General features: G+C 60.3%; 24 protein-coding genes. 15 read left to right on the top strand and 9 right to left on the bottom strand.

Annotated elements, in window-relative coordinates; translation table 11 throughout:
* Position 1 precedes the first annotated feature (1 nt).
* The 3 genes from GTU76_RS16745 to fabI are packed head-to-tail and all read left to right on the top strand — an operon-like array spanning position 2 to position 3,447.
* Entirely contained in the window at positions 2-1,021 is a 1,020-nt protein-coding gene (locus tag GTU76_RS16745) for an ABC transporter permease (protein ID WP_016987120.1), read from the top strand.
* Position 1,022: 1 nt separating this feature from the next.
* Positions 1,023-2,633 carry an ABC transporter ATP-binding protein gene (locus GTU76_RS16740; RefSeq protein ID WP_180699114.1) on the top strand — a complete coding sequence of 537 codons (1,611 nt, stop codon included), beginning with the start codon at positions 1,023-1,025 and terminating at the stop codon, positions 2,631-2,633.
* A gap of 19 nt (positions 2,634-2,652) precedes the next feature.
* Positions 2,653-3,447, top strand: a complete 795-nt coding sequence (fabI, locus tag GTU76_RS16735; RefSeq protein WP_007910591.1) for an enoyl-ACP reductase FabI — start codon at positions 2,653-2,655, stop codon at positions 3,445-3,447.
* Positions 3,448-3,757: 310 nt separating this feature from the next.
* On the opposite strand, the gene GTU76_RS16730 is transcribed toward fabI, so the two are convergent.
* From GTU76_RS16730 to GTU76_RS16715, 4 genes are read right to left on the bottom strand one after another with little or no spacing between them, the layout of a single operon-like run.
* Positions 3,758-4,723 (bottom strand): sensor domain-containing diguanylate cyclase, encoded by a 966-nt coding sequence (locus GTU76_RS16730; protein ID WP_180699113.1) that lies wholly within the window; start codon positions 4,721-4,723, stop codon positions 3,758-3,760.
* Positions 4,724-4,778: 55 nt separating this feature from the next.
* Positions 4,779-5,357, bottom strand: coding sequence for a hypothetical protein (locus GTU76_RS16725; protein ID WP_016986541.1), 579 nt, complete (start codon positions 5,355-5,357; stop codon positions 4,779-4,781).
* A 1-nt stretch (position 5,358) separates the two neighbouring features.
* Complete coding sequence (locus GTU76_RS16720) at positions 5,359-7,521, bottom strand: xanthine dehydrogenase family protein molybdopterin-binding subunit (RefSeq protein ID WP_175554013.1); 2,163 nt, start codon at positions 7,519-7,521, stop codon at positions 5,359-5,361.
* A 19-nt stretch (positions 7,522-7,540) separates the two neighbouring features.
* Positions 7,541-7,996, bottom strand: coding sequence for a (2Fe-2S)-binding protein (locus GTU76_RS16715; RefSeq protein WP_003224136.1), 456 nt, complete (start codon positions 7,994-7,996; stop codon positions 7,541-7,543).
* Between the two features lie 266 nt (positions 7,997-8,262).
* Between GTU76_RS16715 and GTU76_RS16710 the strand changes: the two genes are divergently transcribed.
* On the top strand, positions 8,263-9,102 hold the full coding sequence (locus tag GTU76_RS16710; RefSeq protein ID WP_180699112.1) for an alpha/beta fold hydrolase: 840 nt from the start codon (positions 8,263-8,265) through the stop codon (positions 9,100-9,102).
* 170 nt (positions 9,103-9,272) lie between these two features.
* On the opposite strand, the gene GTU76_RS16705 is transcribed toward GTU76_RS16710, so the two are convergent.
* Positions 9,273-9,665, bottom strand: coding sequence for a GFA family protein (locus GTU76_RS16705; RefSeq protein WP_180699111.1), 393 nt, complete (start codon positions 9,663-9,665; stop codon positions 9,273-9,275).
* A 620-nt stretch (positions 9,666-10,285) separates the two neighbouring features.
* Between GTU76_RS16705 and GTU76_RS16700 the strand changes: the two genes are divergently transcribed.
* From GTU76_RS16700 to GTU76_RS16655, 10 genes are all read left to right on the top strand, one after another.
* Positions 10,286-10,651 carry a DUF6124 family protein gene (locus GTU76_RS16700; protein ID WP_016982909.1) on the top strand — a complete coding sequence of 122 codons (366 nt, stop codon included), beginning with the start codon at positions 10,286-10,288 and terminating at the stop codon, positions 10,649-10,651.
* Between the two features lie 228 nt (positions 10,652-10,879).
* Positions 10,880-11,548 carry a class I SAM-dependent methyltransferase gene (locus tag GTU76_RS16695; RefSeq protein ID WP_180699110.1) on the top strand — a complete coding sequence of 223 codons (669 nt, stop codon included), beginning with the start codon at positions 10,880-10,882 and terminating at the stop codon, positions 11,546-11,548.
* A 415-nt stretch (positions 11,549-11,963) separates the two neighbouring features.
* A complete protein-coding gene (locus GTU76_RS16690; RefSeq protein ID WP_180699109.1) occupies positions 11,964-12,488 on the top strand; it encodes a sigma-70 family RNA polymerase sigma factor in 525 nt (174 codons plus the stop codon).
* A 4-nt stretch (positions 12,489-12,492) separates the two neighbouring features.
* Entirely contained in the window at positions 12,493-13,458 is a 966-nt protein-coding gene (locus GTU76_RS16685; protein ID WP_180699108.1) for a FecR domain-containing protein, read from the top strand.
* A gap of 88 nt (positions 13,459-13,546) precedes the next feature.
* Positions 13,547-15,967: a TonB-dependent siderophore receptor gene (locus GTU76_RS16680; protein ID WP_180699107.1), complete on the top strand. Its 2,421-nt coding sequence runs from the start codon at positions 13,547-13,549 to the stop codon at positions 15,965-15,967.
* Between the two features lie 91 nt (positions 15,968-16,058).
* Positions 16,059-16,562 carry a VOC family protein gene (locus GTU76_RS16675; protein WP_180699106.1) on the top strand — a complete coding sequence of 168 codons (504 nt, stop codon included), beginning with the start codon at positions 16,059-16,061 and terminating at the stop codon, positions 16,560-16,562.
* A gap of 35 nt (positions 16,563-16,597) precedes the next feature.
* Positions 16,598-17,431 carry a helix-turn-helix transcriptional regulator gene (locus GTU76_RS16670; protein ID WP_180699105.1) on the top strand — a complete coding sequence of 278 codons (834 nt, stop codon included), beginning with the start codon at positions 16,598-16,600 and terminating at the stop codon, positions 17,429-17,431.
* Positions 17,432-17,525: 94 nt separating this feature from the next.
* Positions 17,526-17,828, top strand: coding sequence for an ArsR/SmtB family transcription factor (locus GTU76_RS16665; protein ID WP_180699104.1), 303 nt, complete (start codon positions 17,526-17,528; stop codon positions 17,826-17,828).
* 61 nt (positions 17,829-17,889) lie between these two features.
* Positions 17,890-18,873: a zinc-dependent alcohol dehydrogenase family protein gene (locus GTU76_RS16660; protein ID WP_180699103.1), complete on the top strand. Its 984-nt coding sequence runs from the start codon at positions 17,890-17,892 to the stop codon at positions 18,871-18,873.
* A 21-nt stretch (positions 18,874-18,894) separates the two neighbouring features.
* Positions 18,895-19,203, top strand: a complete 309-nt coding sequence (locus GTU76_RS16655; RefSeq protein WP_180699102.1) for an antibiotic biosynthesis monooxygenase family protein — start codon at positions 18,895-18,897, stop codon at positions 19,201-19,203.
* A gap of 117 nt (positions 19,204-19,320) precedes the next feature.
* Here GTU76_RS16655 and GTU76_RS16650 read toward each other — a convergent pair whose 3' ends face one another.
* The 3 genes from GTU76_RS16650 to GTU76_RS16640 form a co-directional block, all read right to left on the bottom strand.
* Positions 19,321-19,908, bottom strand: coding sequence for a LysE family translocator (locus GTU76_RS16650; protein WP_180699101.1), 588 nt, complete (start codon positions 19,906-19,908; stop codon positions 19,321-19,323).
* Between the two features lie 196 nt (positions 19,909-20,104).
* Positions 20,105-22,342 (bottom strand): ATP-binding protein, encoded by a 2,238-nt coding sequence (locus GTU76_RS16645; protein ID WP_180699100.1) that lies wholly within the window; start codon positions 22,340-22,342, stop codon positions 20,105-20,107.
* Positions 22,339-22,953 carry a biliverdin-producing heme oxygenase gene (locus GTU76_RS16640; RefSeq protein WP_016985530.1) on the bottom strand — a complete coding sequence of 205 codons (615 nt, stop codon included), beginning with the start codon at positions 22,951-22,953 and terminating at the stop codon, positions 22,339-22,341. The genes GTU76_RS16645 and GTU76_RS16640 overlap by 4 nt, the downstream gene beginning before the upstream one ends.
* 275 nt (positions 22,954-23,228) lie before the next feature.
* On the opposite strand from GTU76_RS16640, the gene GTU76_RS16635 reads away from it, so the two are divergent.
* Positions 23,229-23,849, top strand: coding sequence for a LysE family translocator (locus tag GTU76_RS16635; protein ID WP_180699099.1), 621 nt, complete (start codon positions 23,229-23,231; stop codon positions 23,847-23,849).
* Here the strand turns inward: GTU76_RS16635 and GTU76_RS16630 are convergent.
* On the bottom strand, positions 23,846-24,259 hold the full coding sequence (locus GTU76_RS16630) for a VOC family protein (RefSeq protein WP_180699098.1): 414 nt from the start codon (positions 24,257-24,259) through the stop codon (positions 23,846-23,848). The two genes, GTU76_RS16635 and GTU76_RS16630, sit on opposite strands and share 4 nt — an antisense overlap.
* Positions 24,260-24,279 lie beyond the last annotated feature (20 nt).

Genomic DNA, 24,279 nt, shown 5'->3' with positions numbered 1-24,279 from the left:
GATGAACCTGTCCCCTCTCAACCGCCGCCGCTTCGAACTGTTCAAGGCCAACAAACGTGGCTGGTGGTCGCTGTGGCTGTTTCTGATTCTGTTCGGCGCAAGCCTCGGCGCCGAGCTGATCGCCAACGACAAGCCGTTGGTGGTGCATTACGACAACAACTGGTACTTCCCGGCGATCAAGCGTTACCCGGAAACCGCTTTCGGCGGCGAATTCCCGCTGGAAGCCAACTACAAGAGCCCGTACATCCGCGAACTGCTCAAGGCCAAGGATGCCTGGGTGCTGTGGGCGCCGATTCCCTACAGCTATCAAAGCATCAACTACGACCTGAAAGTCCCGGCCCCGGCGCCACCGTCGGCGGACAACCTGCTGGGCACAGATGATCAGGGTCGCGATGTGCTGGCGCGGGTGATTTATGGCTTCCGTATTTCGGTGCTGTTCGCGCTGACGCTGACCGTATTGAGTTCGATCATCGGCGTGATTGCCGGCGCCCTTCAAGGCTTCTATGGCGGCTGGGTCGATCTGGCCGGGCAGCGTTTTCTGGAGATCTGGTCGGGTTTGCCGGTGCTGTATCTGCTGATCATCCTCGCCAGTTTCGTCCAGCCGAACTTCTGGTGGCTGCTGGGGATCATGCTGCTGTTCTCGTGGATGAGCCTGGTCGACGTGGTGCGCGCCGAGTTCCTCCGTGGACGTAACCTTGAATACGTGCGTGCGGCGCGGGCGCTGGGCATGCAGAACGGCGCGATCATGTTCCGCCACATCCTGCCCAATGCGATGGTCTCGACCATGACGTTTATGCCGTTCATCCTCACCGGCGCCATCGGCACCCTCACCGCGCTGGACTTCCTCGGTTTCGGTTTGCCGGCCGGCAGTCCGTCGCTGGGCGAACTGGTCGCCCAAGGCAAATCCAACCTGCAAGCGCCGTGGCTGGGCATGAGTGCCTTCGCCGTGCTGGCGTTGATGTTGAGTTTGCTGGTGTTTATCGGCGAGTCCGCTCGCGATGCCTTCGACCCGAGGAAGTGAAATGAATCAGGACAATCTGATCGAAGTGCGTGACCTCGCCGTCGAATTCGGTTTTGGCGAGCGCGTGCACCGGGTCGTCGAAGGCGTGAGTTTCGACATCAAGCGTGGTGAAACCCTCGCGCTGGTCGGCGAATCCGGCTCGGGCAAATCGGTGACCGCGCACTCGATCCTGCGTTTGCTGCCCTACCCGATGGCTCGCCATCCGACCGGAAGCATCAACTATGCCGGGCAAAACCTGCTGGGCCTGAGCGAAAAAACCATTCGCCATATTCGCGGTAACCGCATCGCGATGATTTTTCAGGAGCCGATGACCTCGCTGAATCCGCTGCACTCGATCGAGAAGCAGATCAACGAAGTCCTCGGCATCCACAAAGGCCTGACCGGCAAAGTGGCGACCAAACGCACGCTGGAGCTGCTGGAGATGGTTGGCATCCCTGAGCCGCACAAGCGCCTCAAGGCCCTGCCCCACGAACTCTCTGGCGGTCAGCGCCAGCGCGTGATGATCGCCATGGCCTTGGCCAACGAGCCGGAATTGCTGATTGCCGACGAGCCGACCACCGCGCTGGACGTGACCGTTCAGCTGAAAATTCTCGATTTGCTCAAGGAATTGCAGGCCCGATTGGGCATGTCGCTGTTACTGATCAGTCACGATTTGAACCTGGTGCGAAGAATTGCGCATCGTGTATGTGTCATGCAGCGCGGTTGCATCGTCGAACAGGCATCGTGCGCAGAGCTGTTCCGTTCGCCGCAGCATCCGTACACTCGGGAATTGCTCGGCGCGGAGCCCAGCGGAGGCCCGGCGAGTAATAAAATCGGCGCGCCGCTGCTTGAAGTCGAGGACCTGAAAGTCTGGTTCCCGATCAAGAAAGGCCTGCTCAAACGCACGGTGGATCACGTCAAGGCAGTGGACGGCATCAATTTCAGCCTGCCTCAGGGTCAGACCTTGGGGATTGTGGGGGAAAGCGGTTCCGGCAAATCCACGCTGGGTCTGGCGATTTTGCGGCTGATTGGCAGCAAAGGCGCGATCCGCTTTGAAGGCAAGCAGCTAGACTGCCTGACGCAGAACGAGGTTCGCCCGTTGCGTCGGGAGATGCAGGTGGTGTTTCAGGACCCGTTTGGCAGCCTGAGCCCGCGCATGTGCGTCAGCGATATCGTTGGCGAAGGCCTGCGAATTCACAAGATGGGCACCGCCGAGGAGCAACAGGCGGCGATTATTGCGGCATTGAAGGAGGTAGGTCTGGATCCGGAAACCCGGCACCGCTACCCCCACGAATTTTCCGGTGGGCAACGGCAACGAATCGCCATTGCCCGGGCCTTGGTGCTGAAACCGGCGCTGATCCTGCTGGACGAGCCGACTTCGGCGCTCGACCGGACGGTGCAGCGGCAAGTGGTGGAGCTGTTGCGTTCACTGCAAGCCAAGTACAACCTGACGTATTTGTTTATCAGCCATGACCTGGCTGTCGTCAAAGCGCTGAGCCACCAGTTGATGGTGGTCAAGCATGGCCAAGTGGTCGAACAGGGAGACGCGCAAAGTATTTTTGCCGCCCCCCAACATCCGTATACACAGCAGTTGCTGGAAGCCGCTTTTTTGGCACCAGCCACTGCGCAATAACCTGAAAGAGGAGCAACACATGGGTTTTCTCGCCGGTAAGCGCGTACTGATCGTCGGTGTCGCCAGCAAGCTGTCCATCGCATCCGGCATCGCTGCCGCCATGCATCGCGAGGGCGCTGAGCTTGCCTTCACTTATCAGAACGACAAACTGAAAGGTCGTGTTGAAGAATTCGCCCAAGGCTGGGGTTCGAGCCCTGAGCTGTGCTTCCCGTGCGACGTGGCCAGCGATGAAGAAATCGCCAAGGTCTTCGAAGCACTGAGCAAGAAGTGGGACGGCCTGGACTGCATCGTCCACTCCGTTGGCTTCGCCCCGGGCGACCAACTGGACGGCGACTTCACCGAAGCCACCACCCGTGACGGTTTCCGCATCGCGCACGACATCAGCGCCTACAGCTTCGTGGCCCTGGCCAAAGCCGGCCGCGAAATGATGAAAGGCCGCAACGGCAGCCTGCTGACCCTGTCGTACCTGGGCGCCGAGCGCACCATGCCTAACTACAACGTGATGGGCATGGCCAAGGCTTCGCTGGAAGCTGGCGTGCGTTACCTGGCCGGCTCCCTGGGCCCGGACGGCACCCGCGTCAACTGCGTATCGGCTGGCCCGATCCGTACCCTGGCCGCCTCGGGCATCAAGAACTTCCGCAAGATGCTGGCCGCCAACGAAGCGCAAACCCCGCTGCGTCGCAACGTCACCATCGACGAAGTCGGCAACGCCGGCGCCTTCCTGTGCTCCGACCTGGCGTCGGGCATCAGCGGTGAAATCATGTACGTCGACGGCGGCTTCAACACCACCGCCATGGGCAACATCGAAGAGTGATCTTCGTTTAGCCGATAAAAAAACCCGCCTGTTCAGGCGGGTTTTTTATTGGCCGCAACACTGCCCCCTGTGGGAGTGAGCCTGCTCGCGAAGGCGTCCATTCAGTCACCTGTTCATTGCCTGACCCAGCGCTTTCGCGAGCAAGCTCGCTCCCACATGGATTTGTGGTGAACCGGGATGTTGTGAACACCGCCCCCCCCTGTAGGAGTGAGCCTGCTCGCGATAGCGCTGGGTCAGCCGATGAAGATGTTGAAAGTGTGGACGCTATCGCGAGCAGGCTCACTCCTACAGGGGATCTGCGGTGCATTCACTAACAACCCTTCAACGCCTGCTTATGCGTATACATCGCGCCATCCGCATCCGCCAGCAAGCGATCCACGGTTTCATGGCGTTTCGAATCATATTCAATCTGGCCCACGCTGAAGCGAATCGCATAGCCGCGATGCAGTGTGGCATTTCGCTCTTCGAGGATATCCTTGAGCCGCGCCATGATCGTCGTGGTTTCGACATGGCTGGAGCCGGTCAGCAACGCGACGAACTCATCCCCGCCCAGGCGTCCGACCACATCACTCTCGCGAAAGGCAATGCGCAGCACATCGGCAAAGGTCTTCAGCGCACTGTCACCCTCGGCATGGCCGTAAAGATCGTTGATCTGCTTGAAGTCATTGAGGTCAAAAAACAGCAAGGTCGCCGGGCGCTCCAGCCGTGCGCAGGCGTCCAGTGCATGCTGGGCCAGTTGTTTGAAGCCGCGACGGTTGGACAGCAGCGTCAGTTCATCCATGCTCGCCATCTGCACGGCGGTCAGCTCTTGCTCGGCCATCTCCGCCAGATCACGCAACAGAGCGCGCTCTTCATCGTCGAGATCGCGGGGTTTGGTGTCGATCAGGCACAGCGTGCCCATTTTATTGCCATTGGGCACGGTCAGCGGGTAGCCGGCGTAGAAGCGGATGTTCGGCGCGCCAGTCACCAGCGGATTGTCATGGAAACGCACATCCTCGCGGGCATCGGGCACCAACAGCAGGTCGTTCTGCAAAATCGCGTGTCCGCAGAATGAAACATCCCTCGGCGTTTCAGTGGCATCCAGGCCCACACAGGACTTGAACCACTGCCGATTGGTGTCGACCAGCGTCACCAGTGCAATCGGCACATTGAACAGTCGTTTCGCCAATCGTGTCAGTCGGTCGAAACGCTCTTCAGGGGCGGAATCGAGCAGTTCGAGACCGTGCAGCGCTTGAACTCGCGCCGTTTCATTCGCAGGTTTTCCTGGAACCAGCATCAGCACACTCCATTGGCAACAATGCTTTCAAGCGTAGCGCTAATTTGGCAATGGCTCACATTTGCGCCACCGGACACGGCCCGCCCGCGTCGGCCCAGAGCTTGAATTGCGCCACAAAAATATCGTGCGGCACCGGCACCGGTGCGCGCCCTGCTCCGGGATTCCAGCCCCAGAGCACCAGTTTGTCTTCGCTGACGTGCTTGATCAGCGCAGCAAAATCGCGATCGCCATTGCTCGAACGGTCCTTGATCATCGCGCAGAGCTTGTCCGGCGGCAGGCCGATCCAGGCCATTTTGTGCGCCGCCGGCGGCAGGCTCCAGTGCGGCGCACCCGGCGGTGCATGCGGGCCGTAACTGGCCGGCGGATTGTTTTCCGCATGGCAGGTTGCACAGGGCAAACCGGCCGCGCCCTTGCCGTCCATACCGCGCACCACGTTCATCGCGTGGGGAATGCCGGCGTCGAACTGCAGCGGCGAATCACCGGGAATATGACAGTTCTGGCAGCGCGGACTTTGAAAGACTTTCTGCACCGTGCCGAACGCCTTCAGCGCTTCCTGATCATCGGCAAACAAGTCCGAGGCATAACCGCCCAGCCCCAGCAAAATCACCGTGCCCAACACTAGATGTCGTTTCATCTCACACCCCCGACAGTTGCAGCGGCAACTCGCGCAGGCGCTGCCCGGTCAGGGCGTACACCGCATTGGCCACGGCTGGCGCGGTCGGCGGCACACCGGCCTCGCCGATGCCGCCGGGTTTGTCGCTGCTGGGCACGATGTGCACTTCCACCACCGGCATTTCGTTGAGCCGCAGCACCTGATAATCGTGATAGTTGGACTGCACGACCGCGCCATCCTTGAGTGTCAGTTTGCTGTGCAGCGCCATACCCAGACCGAAGGTGATGCACGACTCCATCTGCGCGGCGATGCTTTGCGGATTCACCGCAATCCCGCAGTCCACCGCACAAACCACGCGGTGCACGCGAATCTTCAGATTGTCCTGTGACACCTCGGCGACCTGCGCCACGTAACTGCCGAATGACTCGTGCACCGCCACGCCGAGGGCATGGCCGTCCGGCAACGGTGCTTTCCAGTTGGCTTTTTCCACCGCCAGATTCAGTACGCCCAAATGCCGAGGATGATCCTTGAGCAGCGTTCGTCGGTACTCGACCGGGTCCTTGCCCGCCGCCGTGGCCATCTCGTCGATCAGCGACTCCATGACGAAACCGGTGTGGCTATGGCCCACCGAGCGCAGCCACAACACATTGATGCCGGTTTGCGGCGAATGCAGATCGACCTGATGATTGGCCAGGCCTTTGACGTAAGGACTGTCGGCAACGCCTTCGACCGAAGTCGGGTCGATACCGTTCTTGACCATCATCGCTTCCATCAGCGTGCCGGTCATGATCGACTGGCCGACCAGCACGTGTTGCCAGCTCGACGGTAAACCATCGGCGCCCAAACCGATCTTGGCTTGATGCAGGAACATCGAACGGTAATAACCGCCACGAATGTCATCCTCGCGCGACCACACGGTTTTCACCGGCATAGCGGCGGCTTTCGCCACTTGCACGGCTTCGGCGACAAAATCTGATGTCGGATTGGCCCGACGGCCAAAACCGCCGCCAAGGAATTCGGTGTGGATTTCGACTTGCTCGGGTTTCAGCCCGGTGATCTTGCCGGCGACCATTTGATCCAGTGTCTGGAATTGTGTGCCGGTCCAGATCTCGCATTTTTCCGCGCTGATCTTCACCGTACAGTTGAGCGGTTCCATCGGCGCGTGGGCGAGATACGGCACGCTGTATTCGACATCGATCTTCTTCGCGGCTTTGCCGAAACTGCCCTTGGCATCGCCGGCCTGACTCGCCGATGTGCCCTGCGTCGCGGCCAGTTTGCGGAAACTTGCCAGCAATTTCTCGCTGCTCAGATCTGCATTCGGCCCCAGATCCCAATCGACCTTCAGCGCATCACGGCCCAATTTAGCCGCCCAGTAATGTTCGGCAATCACCGCCACGCCCGTCGGCACTTGCACCACCTTGTGCACGCCCGGCACTGCCAGCGCTTCAGCGCCTTCAAAGGATTTAACGCTGGCACCGAATACCGGTGGGCGCGCGACCATCGCGGTCATCAGGCCTTCAAACTGCACATCCATGCCGAACTTGGCCCGGCCGGTGATTTTCTCCGGCGTGTCGAGGCGTTTGGTCGGTTTGCCGATGACTTTCCAGTCCTTGGCCTCCTTGAAGGTGATCGACTTCGGATCCGGCACCGGCAGTTGCCCGGCGGCATCCGCCAGCTCGCCGTAAGTGGCGCGTTTGTCGCCTGCGATGACCACGCCCGATTCGGTGCGAATCGCCGATGGCGCCACTTCAAAGCGTTTCGCCGCCGCCTCGACCAACATCTGCCGCGCCGTCGCGCCTGCCAGGCGATAACGGTCGAACTCCATCCACGTCGACGTCGAGCCGCCGGTAATCTGCATGCCGCCAAACCCCGGCATGCCGTAATCCGCCGCCGATGCGGGGGAATGCTCAACGCGGATCTTCGACCAGTCAGCGTCCAGCTCCTCGGCAATCAACATGGTCAGGCCGGTCCAGATGCCCTGGCCCATTTCCGAATGCCCGAGCAGCACCGTGACGCTGTTGTCCGCCGCTATTCGCAAAAATGCGTTCGGCGCAAACACCTTGCCTTCATTCTCGGCCGCATAGGCAAACTTGTGGCCGCCAGGTACAACAAACGCCACCACCAACCCGCCGCCCAACACGGCGCTGCCCTTGAGAAACCCCCGACGTGATACCGGACTGTTCATCGTCTATCTCCCACATCAATCAACCGATTTCGGACGCACGCTTCACAGCTGCGCGGATCCGGGGATAGGTGCCGCAACGGCAGATATTGCCGGAGAGCGCCTGATCGATATCGCTGTCGGTGGGTTTGGGGATTTTCGCCAGCAGTGCCGCCGCAGACATGATCTGCCCCGACTGGCAGTAACCGCACTGCACCACATCGAGCTCGGCCCAGGCTTGCTGCACCGGGTGCGAACCGTCGGTGGACAGGCCTTCGATGGTGAGGATTTTCTGTCCATGCGCCACGGCCGTCGCGGGTGTGATGCAGGCGCGCAACGGCGCCCCGTCAACGTGCACGGTGCAGGCGCCGCACTGGGCCATGCCACAGCCGAATTTGGTACCGGTCAGGTGCGCGACATCGCGCAGGACCCAGAGCAACGGCATGTCCGCAGGGACATCGAGCTCCTGATCCTTGCCATTGATATTCAAGGTCAGCATCGGGGAAATTCCTCAGACTCACGGTGTTCTGAAGGGGCGTCGCTGTGGCCATCGATGCCTACGCGCGCCTCGGCTTATCCCTTTCAGCAAAGCCTAATTTGCGCGTGAAGTCAGACGTTGCGACCACCGGTCATGCAGATGTCGACTTTAATCCTACAGTTGATAACGGCTCTCACCGAGCCTGCGCTGTAGAAAACTCGTCATGAGCGAAACCGGTCCGCGACTACCGCGCGGGTTACCCATCACACTGGTCTGGAGTAGCAAACATGGGATTTGTCACCAGCAAAGACGGCGTCGAGATTTTCTACAAGGACTGGGGCCCGAAAGACGCGCCAGTGATCCATTTCCACCACGGCTGGCCGCTGAGTTCCGATGATTGGGATGCGCAGATGCTGTTTTTTCTCGGCAAAGGCTTCCGGGTGGTTGCCCATGATCGGCGTGGGCATGGGCGTTCGAGTCAGGTCTGGGACGGCCACGATATGGATCATTACGCCGACGATACGCTGGCGGTGGTTAATCATCTGGGCCTGAAGAATGTGGTGCATGTCGGTCACTCGACCGGTGGTGGTGAGGTGATTCATTACATTGCCCGGCATGGTCAGGCCAACGTCGCCAAAGGCGTGCTGATCAGTGCGGTGCCGCCGTTGATGGTGCAGACCGAGAGCAATCCGGGTGGGCTGCCGAAATCGGTGTTCGATGATTTTCAGGCACAACTGGCGGCGAATCGCGCGCAGTTCTACCGGGATATTCCGACCGGTCCGTTTTATGGCTACAACCGACCGGGCGCCACGCCATCGGAAGGGATTATTGCCAACTGGTGGCGTCAGGGCATGATCGGCGGAGCGAAGGCGCATTACGACGGGATCGTCGCGTTTTCGCAGACGGATTTCACCGAGGACTTGAAAAAGGTCACGGTGCCGGTGCTGGTGATGCACGGCGAAGATGATCAGATTGTGCCGTATGCGGATTCGGGGCCCTTGTCGGCCAAGTTGCTGCCGAACGGCACGCTGAAATCGTATCCGGGGTTCCCGCACGGCATGCCGACGACGGAGGCCGAGACGATCAACGCGGATCTGTTGGCCTTTATTCGCGGTGAAGATCTGTAAGTTTATGTACTGCACCCTGTGGGAGCGAGCTTGCTCGCGAAAGCGTCATTACTTTCAATATTGATGTCGACTGACACGACGCCTTCGCGAGCAAGCTCGCTCCCACTGGGACTATGTGACATGCCAAAAATCGTCACTCCATTCCAAGTCCCAGAAGTTTTCTGCCCCCTCTAATCCTCTGTACGCTCCGTGCTCTCGCGATCACGCTCGTAGTGGTGAGCCAGTGGCAGCGCAGGTAGCCATGACTCGCGGCGAATCGTCCAGAGTTCGTAGGTGGGTTTGAACTGACTCAGATCATCCAGCGACCCTACATTGACTTCGACTTCATTTGCCGAACGCGCGAACACCGGAGAGCCGCAGCGCGGACAGAAAAAGCGCCCGTTGTAGTCGCGGGTTTCACCGGTGACTTTCAGCGCATCCTCGGGAAATATGGCCGAGGTGCCGAACAGCGCGCCGTGGCGTTTGCGGCAGTCGAGGCAGTGGCAGATGCCGACGCGGTAGGGCTGACCTGTCACTTCGAAACGGACATCGCCGCACAGGCAACCGCCGGTCAATAGATTCATGTCACACCTCCTCTTCAGAATTTGAAATTACCGACAGCCCTCACCCTAACCCTCTCCCAGAGGGAGAGGGAACTGACCGCGCTGAATGTGCAAGTTGCACCGACTTGAAATACCGAGTCGAACTCTGGCCTGGAAGTACATGGAGATCTGCTCCCTTCCCCCTCGCCCCCTTTGGGGGAGAGGGCTGGGGTGAGGGGGAAAAATCTCACAGACTCACGCAAAACCGAAAGCCGCCACCAACCGGCATTGCTCATGTGTAAACGTCATCCGGTTATCACGTTTAAAGCACACAAACCGTTACGCCATCCTCCCTACAACACCTTGCGTCGTTACCTACGCGTACGCCAGAATCCGCCGGCTTACACGGCTATGGGCCGGGTTATATCGTTGGCCTGTCACTGCAAAACAGTGATCGGGTTTGGTAGCCCGTCTGTAATAGCCGTGTGACAACACCCTGTGCTGTCTCTTTGTGGAGCTCAGTTCAATGGTAGTCATGCGTGGGGCTCACTCGTGAGCGCCGGGTTCCTATTGCAGCCGGTCTACCAACCCGCGTATGGCCACCACCCACTCGTTTGGTAGCGAGAGTGATGGCTCCTTAAACTGCGATAGGAGTTTCATCCATGTTCAAAATCACGCCCAACCCACCGATCACCGATCCAATCCCTCACGACCCCGCGCTCAACCCGCAAAAGGTCAAAGAGGCAACCGACCGCGCCCTCGACTACTACCTGCGACCCGAAGCACTGGGCGCTCCGCCAAGCTCGCCCCCGTTTCGCCCGGTCTATCTGGTCGACCCCACGCTGGATGAAGAAACCCTGTTGGTCGAAGCCTGTGAGTCGCTTTCCTACGCCCACTCCATGGCCGGTAACATCGCCAACTCAATAGGCGGCCCGGAGCGCAAACCGCTGCTGGCGCTGCAACAGGTGATCATGCTGAACGAGCTGTTGGTCAACCGACTGCTGGACAAGCTGCGCGTACCGCAATAATCACCAGACCGAATAAGTGAGGGGTTCCCTGCCCCTCACTTTCGCTTCGCCCCTCCGTCGCTTGATGAGCAAAACCCATCAAGCCATCGTGCTGATCCGCACAGTCACCTTCTTTACTATCCAAATCGCCGTGAGCATTCGTCACTGTTTAGGGTTGCGATTGGTGCGCGTAAGGCTCGCCTGGCGATCAACGTCCATACTGTGGTTTTCGATACTGTGGACACCGCCATGCCCGCCCCCGAATCCAGTCTTTTGCAGAGCTGGCACGACAACGCTGATGCCTGGATCGAAGTGATCCGCAGCGGCGCCATTGAAAGCCGCCAGCAGGTTACCGATCAGGCGATTCTGCTGACGATCATGGGCCGGCAGCCGCAGCGCGTACTTGATCTTGGCTGCGGCGAAGGCTGGTTATTGCGGGCACTGGCGGAACGCGGGATAGATGCCGTCGGCGTGGATGGCGATGCGCGGCTGGTCGAAGCGGCGCGTTTGGCGGGGGCGGCGCGAGTGCATGTCGCGAACTATGACGCGCTGGCCGATGGCAAGATCGACATCGGGCGCGACTATGAGCTGATCTGCGCCAACTTCTCTTTGCTGCATCAGGACATCATCTCGCTGCTGGCGGCGATGAATGCGCTGCTGGTTCCCGGCGGCACGTTGCTCATTCAGACACTGCATCCTTGGTCTGTCGCGGCAGGCGATTACCAGGATGGCTGGCGCGAAGAAACCTTCGCGGGATTCAAAGGCCAGTGGCAGCCGATGCCGTGGTATTTCCGCACGTTGTCGAGTTGGCTGAATGCGCTCGATATGGCCGGGTTCCAATTGGCCGGTTTGCAAGAGCCCCAACACCCGCAAAGTCCAGTGCCGCAGTCATTGCTGATGGTTGCCGAGCGCCGCTGAAATTTCAGTAACACCACCACACGGTGGGAGCGAGCTTGCTCGCGAAAGCGGTGTGTCAGGCAACGCAGATTCCGACTGTGCCGACGCCTTCGCGAGCAAGCTCGCTCCCACAGGGTTTTGCGTTAACCAAATATCCAGGGAACGCTGCTGCCCACTGTGGGAGCGAGCCTGCTCGCGAAAGCGGCGTGTCAGGCCATACAAATGCAGACCGTGCTGACGCCTTCGCGAGCAGGCTCGCTCCCACAGGAATCAAGCAAGGTGGTGGATCACTGGTTATTACGACTACGCCAAGCCAGAATTCGAAACCCTCCGCCTAAAAGCAAACCAATATCATTTGCGCACTCCCCGTCCTTTTGTTTTAATCGCGACCCATTCTTATTTAGACCGGTAACGGTCGTCTTGGACGCTTGCGCAAATGACCGTCGCCGATGCCTCGCTCGTGCAAAATCTCTACCTCAGCCACCACCGTTGGCTGCACGAGCTATTGCGTCGACGCCTGAGCAATGCGATGGATGCCGCCGACCTCGCCCACGACACCTTCGTCCGCGTGCTCAAGCGCCCGCAAACCTTCAATGGTGAAGTCCACGAGCGCTCCCATCTGGCGACCATTGCCAGGGGTTTGTGCGTCGATCACTGGCGCCGTCGGCAACTCGAGCAGACCTGGCTCGACACCCTCGCCAGCCGCCCGCCCGCTGTGCAGCCGTCGCCCGAGCAACGGGCGATCATCGTCGAAACCTTGCACGAAGTGGACGCCATGCTCCAGCGCTTGCCGCAACGGGTCAGCGCGGCATTCATCCTCGCCCAACTGCACGGCATGCCGTACAAACTGATTGCCGAACAGATCGGCGTCAGCGAGCGGATGGTCAAGAAGTACCTGGCGCAGGCGATGATGCATTGCGCCATCCTCGAAGCAGAACTCGACGGCTTGTTGATTGAATAGCCCGGTGAACAAACTCAGCCACGCCAGCCTTGAGCAAGCCGCGAACTGGTACGTGCAATTGCATGACGAACAGCTCGCCGAGCCTGAGCGTCTGCGTTGGCAGGCGTGGCTGGCGCAAAGCCCCGAGCATCAGGCCGCTTGGCGTTATGTCGAACGGGTGGGTCAGCGGTTTGCGCCATTGCAGAACGAAAGCGAAGCCGTCAGCCACGCCCTGCGCAACAGTGCGCGCAACTCGATCAGTCGCCGTCAGTCGCTCAAGGGCTTGTTGATCATCGCCGCTACGGGGCTGGCGGGTTGGGCGGTCGGGCGCAATACGCCGCTGCTGGACTCGGTCGAACGCCTGAACGCGGACCTCTCCACCGGCACCGGGGAAACCCGCGAAGCCACACTAAGCGACGGCAGTCGAATCTGGCTCAACGCCTTGAGCGCCTTGAATGTGCGTTTCGATGCCCGTCAGCGCTTGCTGCAACTGCGCGCCGGCGAAGTGCTGATCGACACCGCGAAAGACCTTGGTCGCGCCTTTTGGGTCGAAACCGGGCAGGGCCGGATGCGTGCGCTGGGTACGCGCTTCAGCGTACGCCAGACGGATCGCAACACGCTGCTGAATGTCTACGAGGGCGCCGTTGAGGCCACTAACCACCAAGGCGAAAGCCAAGTGGTGCAGGCCGGTCAGCAACTGGTATTCAGCGCAGGCCGCTTCCACGCCCCGACCAAAGCGGATCCATCCCGCGAAGCCTGGCGCCGGGGCGTGTTGCTGGCCGATAACCTGCCGCTGGGCGAACTGATCGAACAACTCAGCGAATATCGGCCGGGGCATCTGCATTGCGATCCGACCGTGGCCGCGCTGCCGGTGATGGGTTCATTCCCGCTCAACGACACCGATCAAGCCTTGCGTCTGCTGGAAGCGGCGCTGCCGATCCGCGTCGATAAAACCTTCAGCTGGTGGGTCAGCGTCGGACCCACAGCCTGAGGATTTTTCCCATCAAGGTTCCCTTTTTGCGGGTTCATTCGGTTAACCCTCAGCAGCCCTCATTTCGTTGATCACCCCCGGAAACTCCATGTTGCGCGTCACCCTCGCCCGCTGTCGTTTTGCTCTGGCCATGGCATCTGCCGTGCCGGGGTTGTGCGTGTCGATGGCGCTGGCAGATGTGCAGAAGCAGCATTACGCAGTGGCGCCAGGCTCCTTGGTCGCGGTACTCAACCATTTCGCCGAACAGAGCGGTGTGTTTATCGCCGGTCACAATGATCTGGCAGCGAACAAACACAGTCCCGGCCTGAACGGCGATTACCCCCCGCAACAGGCCCTGCAAATCCTCCTCAAGGGCAGCGGCTTGCAAGCGCAGCGCCTGAGCGGCGGCGGTTATGTCCTGCGCAGCAGCGCCACTGCGGATCCGCTGCAACTGGACGCCACCAACATCAGCGGCAAAACCCTCGGCGCCATCACCGAGGACACTCACGCCTACACCACCGGCCTCAGCGCCTCCGCCACCGGCCTGCCGCTGTCCCTGCGCGAAACCCCGCAATCGGTCACGGTGATCACCCGTCAGCAACTCGACGATCAGGGCGCCAACGGCATCGCCGACGTGTTACGCCGCGCGCCGGGCATCAGCGTGCAGAACTACGACAGCGAGCGTTGGGAGTTTTCCAGCCGTGGCACGCCGATCAGCAATTTCCAGTACGACGGCGTCAGTACCGACTACGACGGCGTCTACGATTACGGCACCACCAGCACCGACATGGCGACCTTCGACCGCGTCGAAATCATCAAGGGCGCCACGGGTTTGATGACCGGCTCGGGCGACCCGTCGGCCACGGTCAACCTGATCCGTAAACGTCCAACGCCCGCCTTTAAAGCCGCACTCAGCGGCAGCGTCGGTTCGTGGGACAACTACCGCAGCGAATTCGACATTTCCGGGCCATTCAACGACAAGCTGCGCGCGCGCTTCGTCGGTGTCCATCAAGAGCGCAGCGCCTACGCCGATCACTACCAGAACAGCAAGGACATCGGCTACGCCATCGTCGAAACCGACCTGACCCCGGACACTCTGTTGACCGTTGGTTTCGATCAACAGAACACTCGCTCACGCGGCGCCACCTGGACCGGTTTTCCGATGTTCTACAGCGACGGCTCGCGGACGAATTTCTCGCGCTCGTTCAATCCGGCAACCGACTGGAGCCGCCGCGATTTCATCAATCAGACTTTGTTTGCCGCCGTCACCCGGCAATTGCAAAACGACTGGGCACTGAAAATCAGCTACGACCGCAAACACCGCGAGCACGACACCTTGCTCGGCTCTGCCAGCGGCGGCAATCCGGACCCGGTGAGCGGCGACGGCATGTTCCTCTACATGGGCAAATTCAAGGGCGACGAGGTGCAGGACAACCTCGATATCAACCTCGGCGGGCCGTTCAACCTGTTCGGTCGCGAGCATCAGTTGCTGGTCGGTTTCATGTCGATGAATACCCGCCAGGACAACCCGGTCTATGGCTCGGTGTATCCACCCCTGAACGGCAGCATTTTCGACTGGCACGGCGAGTTCGCCAAACCGGATATCCCGCAGATCGGCACGGACACCATCCGCCAGCGTCAGACCGGCGCATACGTCTCGACGCGCTTGAGGGCCAGCGACGATCTGGCGCTGATCCTCGGCGCACGGGTCAGCGATTTCAGCGCCAGCGATCACCTCGACTACAGCGACCCGAATACGGCCAATGTCCGCGACGGCTACCGCCAGACCGGTGTGATCACGCCGTATACCGGTGCGGTCTATGACCTCGATGACACCTACTCGCTCTACACCAGTTACACGCGCATTTATCAACCGCAATTGAGCAAGGACGCCGCGCGTCAGGTGCTCGACCCGGTGCAGGGCGACAGCTATGAAGCGGGGATAAAAGCCGAGTATTTCGACGGCCGGGTCAACGCCAGTTTCGCCGTGTTTCGCATCGAGCAGGACAACGTCGCCGAACAGGTCAGCGGCTTCGACAATCAGGCGGTGTACCGCGCCGTGCAAGGTGCGACTACAAAGGGTTTCGAGTTCGAACTGGCCGGTGAAATCGCCGACGGCTGGAACCTCTCCGCCGGCTACGCCTACAACCACACCCGCGATGCCAAGGGTAATCCGGTGTACGCCTCGATCCTGCAAACCACAGCGCCCGAGCAACTGGTGCGGCTGTTCAGCAGCTATCGCCTGCCCGGCGTCTGGCAACACCTGACGCTGGGTGGCGGCGTCAGTTGGCAGAGTGAATTTTTCGGCGACGTATTCCAGCCCGGGGCCAACCAAAACGTGCGCATCAAGCAGGACAGTTACTACCTGGTCGACGCGATGGCCCGTTACCGTTTCAACGAGCACCTGAGCACGTCGCTCAACATCAAGAACCTGTTCGATAAGACCTATTACACCGGTCTGGGCAACTTCGGCACCGGTTTCTACGGCGAACCGCGCAACCTGCAACTGACGGCGCGCTGGGATTTCTGACGCGCATTTTGTCGATCTACGGCACCGGCAATCGACCAAGGACTGACTACGCTGTAAATCCTGCGTGTCTAACCTGCCGAGGACGACTGCCATGCAACGCTTTCAAAAACTCACCCCGTGCCTGTGGTTCGACGATCAGGCCGAAGCCGCCGCGAAGTTCTACTGCTCGATCTTCGATCACTCGAAAATCACCGGCCTGACCCACTACAGCAAGGTCGGCCAGGAATTTCACGGCAAGCCGGAAGGTGCGGTGATGACCGTCAGTTTCGAGCTCGACGGTCAGACCTTCACCGGGCTCAACGGTGGGCCGACGTTCAAATTCAGCGAGGCGATTTCGTTTCAGGTCAATTGTCAGAATCAGGAAGAAGTCGACCATTTCTGGGGCCACCTGTCCGAGGGCGGCCCCGTCGAAGCCCAGCAATGCGGCTGGCTCAAGGACAAGTTCGGCGTGTCGTGGCAGATCGTGCCGGTGGCCTTCATGCACATGATGCTGGACCCGGACACCGCCAAGTCGCAGCGGGCGATGCAGGCCATGTTCCAGATGAAAAAACTCGACATTGCCGAACTCGAACGGGCCTTTGCCGGCCAGAGCTAATACACTGGCGTCCTGGCCTGCCGGGAATAACAACAATGAAACACGTTGCCGCCAAAAACCCTGAAAAAGCCCCGCGTTTCTGGCGCGACGCGGCGCTGCCATTCATTGAAGCGCGGGCCATCGCCGATGGTCGTGAAGTCTGCTACGCGCGGCACTCCCACGCGCACTTTTCCATTGGCGCAATCACCGCCGGGCGCAGCACGTATGTGCATGAGCAGGCGCAGTTCGAGGTCGCGGCGGGCACCGTGGTGCTGATGAACCCCGGCGATGTGCATGCGTGCAATCCGATCGATGATCAGCCCTGGTCGTATGTGATGCTGTATGTCGAAACGCCTTGGCTGACGGATTTGCAGCATCAGTTGGGGTTCAGTGCCGAACTCGAGTTTCGGCGGTTTTCCGACACGCATCTGCAGGACGCAGGATTGTTTCGCGACCTGATCGCGCTTTACGAGGTATTGGTCGACGAGCAACAGGATGTCTTGCGTAAACAAAGCGCGGCAGTGGAATTCTTCAGCGACCTGCAACTGCACCTCAACCCTGCCGGGCCGTCGCTGCGCGAACCGAATTTCAAACTTGAACGCGCGGCTGACTTCATCCGCGAGCACTGCACCGAGCTGCTGAACCTCGACGACATCTGCGCGGCGGCACAACTGTCACCGTCATACCTGATCCGCGCCTTCAAACAGCATTACGGCATGACGCCCCACGCGTTTGTGGTCAACCAGCGCATCCAGTTCGCCCGCGAGCGTTTGCGCGGCGGGCAGTTGATTGCCGATGTAGCGCTTGAGGCAGGGTTTGCCGATCAGGCGCATTTTCAGCGGGCGTTCAAGCAGCATCTGGCGGCAACGCCCGGCCAGTATCGCGGCTGACACCTCATCTGAAACTCCCACAGGGTCAGATGACAAAACTCTGGCCAACACATTCAGATATTGACATATCGGTAAATTCCGATATCGTCGCGGCATGGACCTACTCGAAATCTTCAAAGCCCTCTCGAACCGTACACGCCTGGAAATCCTCAAAGGCCTGAAGGATCCCGAGAAACACTTTCCTCCCCAGGATGAGGGTGACGTACACACGGTGGGCGTTTGCGTCAGCAGTATTCAGGAAGGCGTCGGGCTGTCGCAGTCGACGGTGTCCGACTATCTGGCGACCCTGCAACGCGCCGGCCTGGTGGAAGTCAGGCGCATCGGCCAATGGACCTATTACAAACGCAACGAAGCAGCGATCAGCGCGCTAGCCGCGATCATCGGCAGCGAGCTGTAATTTTTTGCCCTAATATATCGAGAATTCCCGATATCCCTTTTTACCGAAACGAGGAAATGCCATGAAAGCAATGATCCTTACTTCATTTGGCGGCGCGCAATCGTTCGAACTTTGTGAAGCGCCCAAGCCAGTGCCGCAAGCCGGAGAAGTGCTGGTACGGGTGCACGCCACCGCCATCAATCCGCTGGATTATCAGGTTCGCCGTGGCGACTATGCCGATCTGGTGCCCCTCCCCGCCATTACCGGGCACGACGTCTCCGGCGTTGTCGAAGCCGTCGGGCCGGGTGTGACGGCGTTCGTGCCGGGTGACGAAGTCTGGTACACCCCGCAGATTTTCGGCGGGCCAGGCAGTTATGCCGAGTACCACGTCGCGGCCGAAAATATTATCGGCAAGAAGCCGTCCGCACTGAGCCATCTTGAAGCGGCGAGCCTGAGTCTGGTTGGCGGAACGGCGTGGGAAGCGCTGGTCGTGCGAGCCGCGCTCAGAGTCGGCGAAAGCATCCTGATCCACGGCGGCGCAGGCGGTGTCGGCCATGTGGCGATCCAGTTGGCCAAAGCCATTGGTGCGAAGGTCTTCACCACCGTTCGCGAAGGCAATTTCGAGTTCGCACGGCGCATGGGTGCCGATGTGCTGATCGACTACGAAAAGGAGGATTACGTTGATGCGATTCTGCGGGAAACCGATGGCCGCGGTGTCGACGTGGTGTTCGACACCATCGGCGGCGACACCCTGTCGCGCAGTCCCGACGCGCTCGCACAGCTTGGCCGCGTGGTGTCGATTGTCGACCTTGCCCGGCCACAAAACCTGATTCAGGCCTGGGGCAAGAACGCCAGCTACCACTTCGTGTTCACTCGACAGAATCGCGGCAAGCTCGATGAGTTGAGCGCGTTGATCGCCAACGGTCAGTTGCGCCCGCACGTTGGCGCGGTCTATCCGCTGGCCGACATCGGCCTCGCTCATGCCTTGCTGGAGACGCCCAACAACGGCGTCCAAGGGAAGATCGCGATTGCTGTCGCGCCGTCACCCGAACTCGCCAATCGCTGAATTCAGTGCAAGGAGAACACCATGATTTATGAAATCGCTTTACTGCCTGTTCACACAGGGAAAACCGAAGCCTTCCGGCTGGCATTTGCCAAGGTAGAGCCGTTGCTCAGCCGCGCCAAGGGTTACGGCGGGCACCTGCTCGCACAAGGCATCGAGACGCCCGAGGTTTTCAATCTGATCGTGCGCTGGCAATCACTTGAGGATCACACGCCGGGGTTTGAAGCGAGTGAGGACCATCGGCTGTTCATGCTGAGGCTGGAGGAATATTTTGCCGAAGAGCCGAAGGTTTATCACATTGAGGGTGGCGCTTTTCAGCAGCCGTTCGACTAATCTGCGGCAGTGACGCCCGATCAATGTGGGAGCGAGCTTGCTCGCGAATGCGGTGGAACAGTCAGCACATCCATTGACTGACACACCGCTTTCGCGAGCAAGCTCGCTCCCACAGGGTCAAGTGAACAACAAGTAGATTGCGCTCAGTGCCAACAACCCCGCCATGCTCCGATTGAACCAGCGCATCCCCGACGCATTGCTCAGATACCCGCGCAAGAACGTCCCGGCATACACCCAGCAGCCGACCGACAGATAACAGATCACCAGATACACCGCCGCAAACTGCCAGACCAGCCGCGCCTCGCCATCGGCGACAAATGCGCCCATCCCTGCGACGCAGGCCAGCCAGGCTTTAGGGTTGAGCCACTGCATCACCGCGCCGTACAGCATCGACGGCGCCCGTCCTGAATCTCCGGCATTCAACTGCCCGTCATCCATGGCCAGTTTCCACGCCATGAACAGCAGAAACGCGACACCAGCCAGTTGCACCACCCGGGTCATGAACGGCCAGAGTTTCAGCACCTCGTGCAGGCCCAGCCCCATCAGCACCAGCAGCAACACAAATCCTAACGTGGCCCCGGCGACATGCCGCTGACTGGCGCGAAAACCGAACTGCGCCCCGGAACTCAGCGCCACAATGTTCACCGGCCCCGGCGTGATCGACGCCGCCAGCGCAAACGCCGCCATGGAAACAATCAGACTCATCGCACACCTGCTTCAAATCGAGGAACAAGGTGCTCACGGTAGCGAGCACCCGGTCCTCGGTATTGAAGAAAATGCCCCTGACCACACATATCCCTTGTGGGAGCGAGCCTGCTCGCGAATGCGTCAGTTCAGTCAACGCGACTTTGAATGGCCCACCGCTTTCGCGAGCAAGCTCGCTCCCACATAAAAGCTGTGTTCAGTCCAGGCGCGGCACGGTAAAGCGGAATTCGCTGCCCTGCCCCGGCTCGCTCTCGGCGAAGATCCGCCCGCCATGGGCTTCGACGATGCCTTGGGTGATGTACAAACCCAGACCCGTGCCGGTCGGGTTGCCCTCTTTCACCGTCCAGTAACGATCGAACACGTGCGGCAGATGTTCCTTGGGAATGCCTTCGCCACTGTCACGCACGGTGAAGACGATGTCATCGCCGACGGAGGTGGCAAGCACGCCCACCGTGCCCAGGCGCGGGGTGAACTTGATCGCGTTACCGACCAGATTCGACAGCACCTGAAACAACCGTTCCGGGTCGGCATGAATGCGCAGATCAGGATCGGCGTCGAAGGAAATGCTGATGTCCTTGTCCAGTGCCAGGGGCGCGAGCAGCGCCTGCGCCTCCTCGAACATCTGCCCGACGTCGAGTTTCTGCGGGGTGATGGAGTAGCGCCCGGCATCGATTTTCGAGGTATCGAGCAGGTCCTCCAGCAGCGTATTCATGCGGCCGGCGGCCTGTTGCATGGTGTCGATGGCCGTGGAAATCCGCCGCGAAGTGTGCGGACCGTCGGAGCTGAAGGCCTTCTGCATCATGCCGCAGAGCATTGAAATCACGGTCATCGGGTTACGCAGATCGTGCGACACCACCGCCACCAGCTCATCGCGGGCGCGCACCGCTTCCTGTTCACGGCGTACTTGCCGGGCCAGATCGTTTTCCAATGCCGAACGGCGCAGATCATTGGCGGCGAACAAATCACCGTGGCTCCACTTGGTGGAGATCCCGGCCATCTCGACTTTCCAGATTTCAAACGAGGTGCGCGGGCGCAAGCGCAGGCCGGCATCGGAGTTTTCCAGGTCCAGCGGCTTGCGCGGGTCGCCGCTCCAATTGATGTTTTCCTTGACCTCGGGGCGGAACCACAACACGCCGTTGTCGACCGGTTTTGGCAGGCTCATGGCGAGCACGCCGCTGGCCACTGGCTGATACTGCGCGGCCGGCGGGTAGACGCTGGCCAGGTTATGACTGGCGAAAACCGCCTCGCCGCGTTCCTGCAGCCATCTGTGCAAAGCTCGGATCTCTTCCGGTTCCGGGCAGTTGCCGAAGCGATGCAGTTGTTTGTCTTCAATGATCGCGATACCGCCGGCATTGGTCAGAGCCATCAGGGTTTGCGGCTGATTGGCCAGACCGTCGAAGACATTTTGCGGCGAGTCGATCATCGCTTGATTGAGCAACGCCAACGCCTCGACTTTATCTTCGCGCTGACGGCTGATCTCCAACGCTTCCATGGCGCTGATCTGCAGCGACAGCACTTGGCCGATGGTCTGACACGCCGCGCGCAATTCGTGCGGCACGTGCAACGGCTGGCGATTGCCGCAGCTGATCAAGCCCCAGAGCTTGTCGCCCTTGAGCAGGGAAATGCTCATCGAGGACAGCACGCCCATGTTCTTCATGTACTGGCAGTGGATCGGCGACACGCTGCGCAGCGTGGCGAAACTCAGGTCCAGCGGCGTGTCGGTGTCCGGGCGCAACTTCGGCAACAGCGGCACCGGTTGGTAGTCGGCATTGGGGATGATCCGCAGCCAATTGGTGCGATACAGCTCGCGCGCCTGTTCGGGAATATCCGAGGCTGGGAAAAACAGGCCATTGAACACTTCCATCGACGGGTCAGAGGCCTCGGCGATGACCTGACCGTGGCCCTCCTCCTCGAAACGATAGATCAGCACCCGGTCGTAACCGGTCATGGCCTGGATTTCCTTGACGCTGATGTCGTACAGCGCCTGTAACGTGGTGGCCGCTTGCAGACGCTGGAGCATGCGCCCCAGATGGGTCTGGTTGCCGGCGACGTTGCGTGGTTGGAAGTTTTCGACGTGGATTTCCAGCTCCAGAATCAGCACGCCCTGATGCCGATGCAGCAGGCCCTCGAACGCGGTGCCGTTGAGCTTGAAGCGCAGCGGCTGCAAGTCTGACAGCGACGGTTGCAGCAAGGCTTCGCGCACTTGTACCGCTTCGGCGTCGCCGATCAGGCTTTCCAGCGGCTCGCCGATCAGGCTCTGCGGCTCCCGGGCCAGCAGAGGTTCGACGTTGGCGCTGACCTGAATGATCGCCAGTTCAGGCTCACTCAGGGTCAGCAACAATCCGTGGGGCTGGATCGCACCGGGGAAACGAATCGGTTCGTCGGCACAGTTGGCCAGCAGTTCTTCAAAGTCTTGTTTGTCTTGCGGAGTCATGCCAGTACCTCCCGGCTTTCGAGCCAGCGCTCGAAACAGCTGAATGTGGTTTGTGCGGCGGTGACGACAGCGGCGCGCTCGGCGGCGCTCATTGGTCGACTGCCGAGGTATTCGATGAAGTCACGCCAGCGCCGACCCGTGGCGGCGCCGTAGATATCGAGAAAGGCCGCGCCGTTATTGGCTTCCAGGCCTAATCGTGAAGAGATTTCGCGGCGCAGAATCTGCCCGCCGAGCGTCGCGCCTTCGAGGACGTAGAGCACGCCAAGGCAGGCAGCGCTTGAGTCGATGAGCGGCAACTGCTCGCACTGCGGCAGGCTTTGCAGCGCTGCGGCAGATACGCCCAGGGCTAGCAGGTCGGCGCGCAGGGTTGGCGTTTTGAGACGAGGCGTCAGTTCAAAATCGGCAGGAATTGCATCGCTGCGTAGCAAGGCGTTTTCCAGCGGCAGATAGAAGCCGTAATAAGCCTGCATCAGCCGCACAAAAGCCTGCGTATCGAGAGCATCGGAGAAAAAAGGAAGGCGTTTTTCCAGTGCGATGTGCAGTTCGGCAGTGCCGGCTCGCAGATCTTGCAGCACCGGTGGCACATAAACTTCACGGGCCTTTGCTTGCATGTAGATCGCTCTTGGTGGGGCCGCCTGGGGCCAAACGGGGTGAGTGCAACGTCGGCGAAATTTTACACGGCTATCGCCGTTTCTGACCGGATGGATAGTTTTTTCTGACGAAACCATCACCCTATGACTGATACAGAGTGAAGGCATCTGCAAAAAGTTCGACCGCGTTGCCCAACAGCGCCGGGCGCTGTACCGCGACAGCGCTGCGTGACTGTATGGGTCGGGGCGCCTGGGGGCTGTGATAAAAACATCGTTCTCGTTACTGGAGTGCCGTCATGGATCTCGCCACCCTCACCCTGTTTCTTCCGGCCTGTTTCGCCCTGAACATGGCCCCCGGGCCGAACAATCTGCTGTCGGTCAGCAACGCCACGCGTTATGGCTTTCGCCGCGCCTGCACGGCGGGCATCGGGCGGATTCTGGCGTTCGCCGGGATGATTGCGCTGGCCGGTGCGGGCCTGTCAGTGGTGCTGCAGACCTCGGCATGGCTGTTCCATGCGATCAAGATCATTGGCGCGGCGTATCTGTTGTATCTGGCCTGGCAGTTGTGGCGGGCCAATCCTGAGGCCGAGCAGCAGGTAACGGGCACAAGCGTTGGCTTCTTTGCGTTGGCGCGGCAGGAGTTTCTGGTGGCGGCGGGCAATCCGAAGGCAATCCTGTTGTTTACTGCGTTTCTGCCGCAGTTCGTCGACCCGGCGCGGCCGGTGCCGGCGCAATTTGCGGTGCTGGGCGTGCTGTTTCTGCTGCTGGAGTGGATCGCCATCAGCGCCTACGCCTGGATGGGCCTGCACATGCGCCGCTGGTTCGCCGAGCCGCGCGGCAAACGGATCTTCAATCGTTGCTGCGCAGGCCTTCTCTCGGCGGCGGCTTCGGTGTTGTTGATGGCCAAACGCGCTTAAGCCTCGGACGGGCCTTTGAGTTCGACCTGATTGCCGTCCGGGTCGAAGCAATACAGTGACAAGCCTTTGCCCTCGGCGCCGAAGCGTGACTCGGCTTTTGCCACGCTCAGGCCGAACGCTTGCAGATGTGCAATCAGCGCTGCTTCATCGAACGGTTCGATGCGCAGGCAGAAGTGATCGACGTTACGCCGCTCGGCCCCGGCCGCCCCGCCGCCCTTGCGGCCAAGTTCGCCTTGCAGGTCGACGAGGTCGATCATCGAAGTGCCAGCGCGCAGGTGTATCAGGCCCAGCGGTTCGTTGCGCTTGACCACTTCGGCGCCGAAGACCCGGCCGTAGAATTCGATGCTGCGTTGCAGATCGGCGACGCGCAGGACGATGTGATCGATATGTTGGATCGTGAAGGGATGCATGGGTTGGTTCCTCACATTCA

This window comes from Pseudomonas crudilactis (assembly GCF_013433315.1).
Lineage (GTDB): Bacteria > Pseudomonadota > Gammaproteobacteria > Pseudomonadales > Pseudomonadaceae > Aquipseudomonas > Aquipseudomonas crudilactis.
The sequence above is the reverse complement of the archived record's forward strand: the minus strand, read 5'-3'. Positions and strand labels throughout refer to the sequence as shown.

Coding starts and splice junctions, on each gene's coding strand:
- GTU76_RS16720 (WP_175554013.1), bottom strand. CDS start 7,521: ATGAACAGTCCGGTATCACGTCGGGGGTTTCTCAAGGGCAGCGCCGTG.
- GTU76_RS16680 (WP_180699107.1), top strand. CDS start 13,547: ATGTTGCGCGTCACCCTCGCCCGCTGTCGTTTTGCTCTGGCCATGGCA.
- GTU76_RS16630 (WP_180699098.1), bottom strand. CDS start 24,259: ATGCATCCCTTCACGATCCAACATATCGATCACATCGTCCTGCGCGTC.
- GTU76_RS16725 (WP_016986541.1), bottom strand. CDS start 5,357: ATGAAACGACATCTAGTGTTGGGCACGGTGATTTTGCTGGGGCTGGGC.
- GTU76_RS16660 (WP_180699103.1), top strand. CDS start 17,890: ATGAAAGCAATGATCCTTACTTCATTTGGCGGCGCGCAATCGTTCGAA.
- GTU76_RS16655 (WP_180699102.1), top strand. CDS start 18,895: ATGATTTATGAAATCGCTTTACTGCCTGTTCACACAGGGAAAACCGAA.
- GTU76_RS16645 (WP_180699100.1), bottom strand. CDS start 22,342: ATGACTCCGCAAGACAAACAAGACTTTGAAGAACTGCTGGCCAACTGT.
- GTU76_RS16690 (WP_180699109.1), top strand. CDS start 11,964: ATGACCGTCGCCGATGCCTCGCTCGTGCAAAATCTCTACCTCAGCCAC.
- GTU76_RS16745 (WP_016987120.1), top strand. CDS start 2: ATGAACCTGTCCCCTCTCAACCGCCGCCGCTTCGAACTGTTCAAGGCC.
- GTU76_RS16715 (WP_003224136.1), bottom strand. CDS start 7,996: ATGCTGACCTTGAATATCAATGGCAAGGATCAGGAGCTCGATGTCCCT.
- GTU76_RS16705 (WP_180699111.1), bottom strand. CDS start 9,665: ATGAATCTATTGACCGGCGGTTGCCTGTGCGGCGATGTCCGTTTCGAA.
- GTU76_RS16670 (WP_180699105.1), top strand. CDS start 16,598: ATGAAACACGTTGCCGCCAAAAACCCTGAAAAAGCCCCGCGTTTCTGG.
- GTU76_RS16710 (WP_180699112.1), top strand. CDS start 8,263: ATGGGATTTGTCACCAGCAAAGACGGCGTCGAGATTTTCTACAAGGAC.
- GTU76_RS16650 (WP_180699101.1), bottom strand. CDS start 19,908: ATGAGTCTGATTGTTTCCATGGCGGCGTTTGCGCTGGCGGCGTCGATC.
- GTU76_RS16695 (WP_180699110.1), top strand. CDS start 10,880: ATGCCCGCCCCCGAATCCAGTCTTTTGCAGAGCTGGCACGACAACGCT.
- GTU76_RS16700 (WP_016982909.1), top strand. CDS start 10,286: ATGTTCAAAATCACGCCCAACCCACCGATCACCGATCCAATCCCTCAC.
- GTU76_RS16635 (WP_180699099.1), top strand. CDS start 23,229: ATGGATCTCGCCACCCTCACCCTGTTTCTTCCGGCCTGTTTCGCCCTG.
- GTU76_RS16675 (WP_180699106.1), top strand. CDS start 16,059: ATGCAACGCTTTCAAAAACTCACCCCGTGCCTGTGGTTCGACGATCAG.
- fabI (WP_007910591.1), top strand. CDS start 2,653: ATGGGTTTTCTCGCCGGTAAGCGCGTACTGATCGTCGGTGTCGCCAGC.
- GTU76_RS16740 (WP_180699114.1), top strand. CDS start 1,023: ATGAATCAGGACAATCTGATCGAAGTGCGTGACCTCGCCGTCGAATTC.
- GTU76_RS16730 (WP_180699113.1), bottom strand. CDS start 4,723: ATGCTGGTTCCAGGAAAACCTGCGAATGAAACGGCGCGAGTTCAAGCG.
- GTU76_RS16665 (WP_180699104.1), top strand. CDS start 17,526: ATGGACCTACTCGAAATCTTCAAAGCCCTCTCGAACCGTACACGCCTG.
- GTU76_RS16640 (WP_016985530.1), bottom strand. CDS start 22,953: ATGCAAGCAAAGGCCCGTGAAGTTTATGTGCCACCGGTGCTGCAAGAT.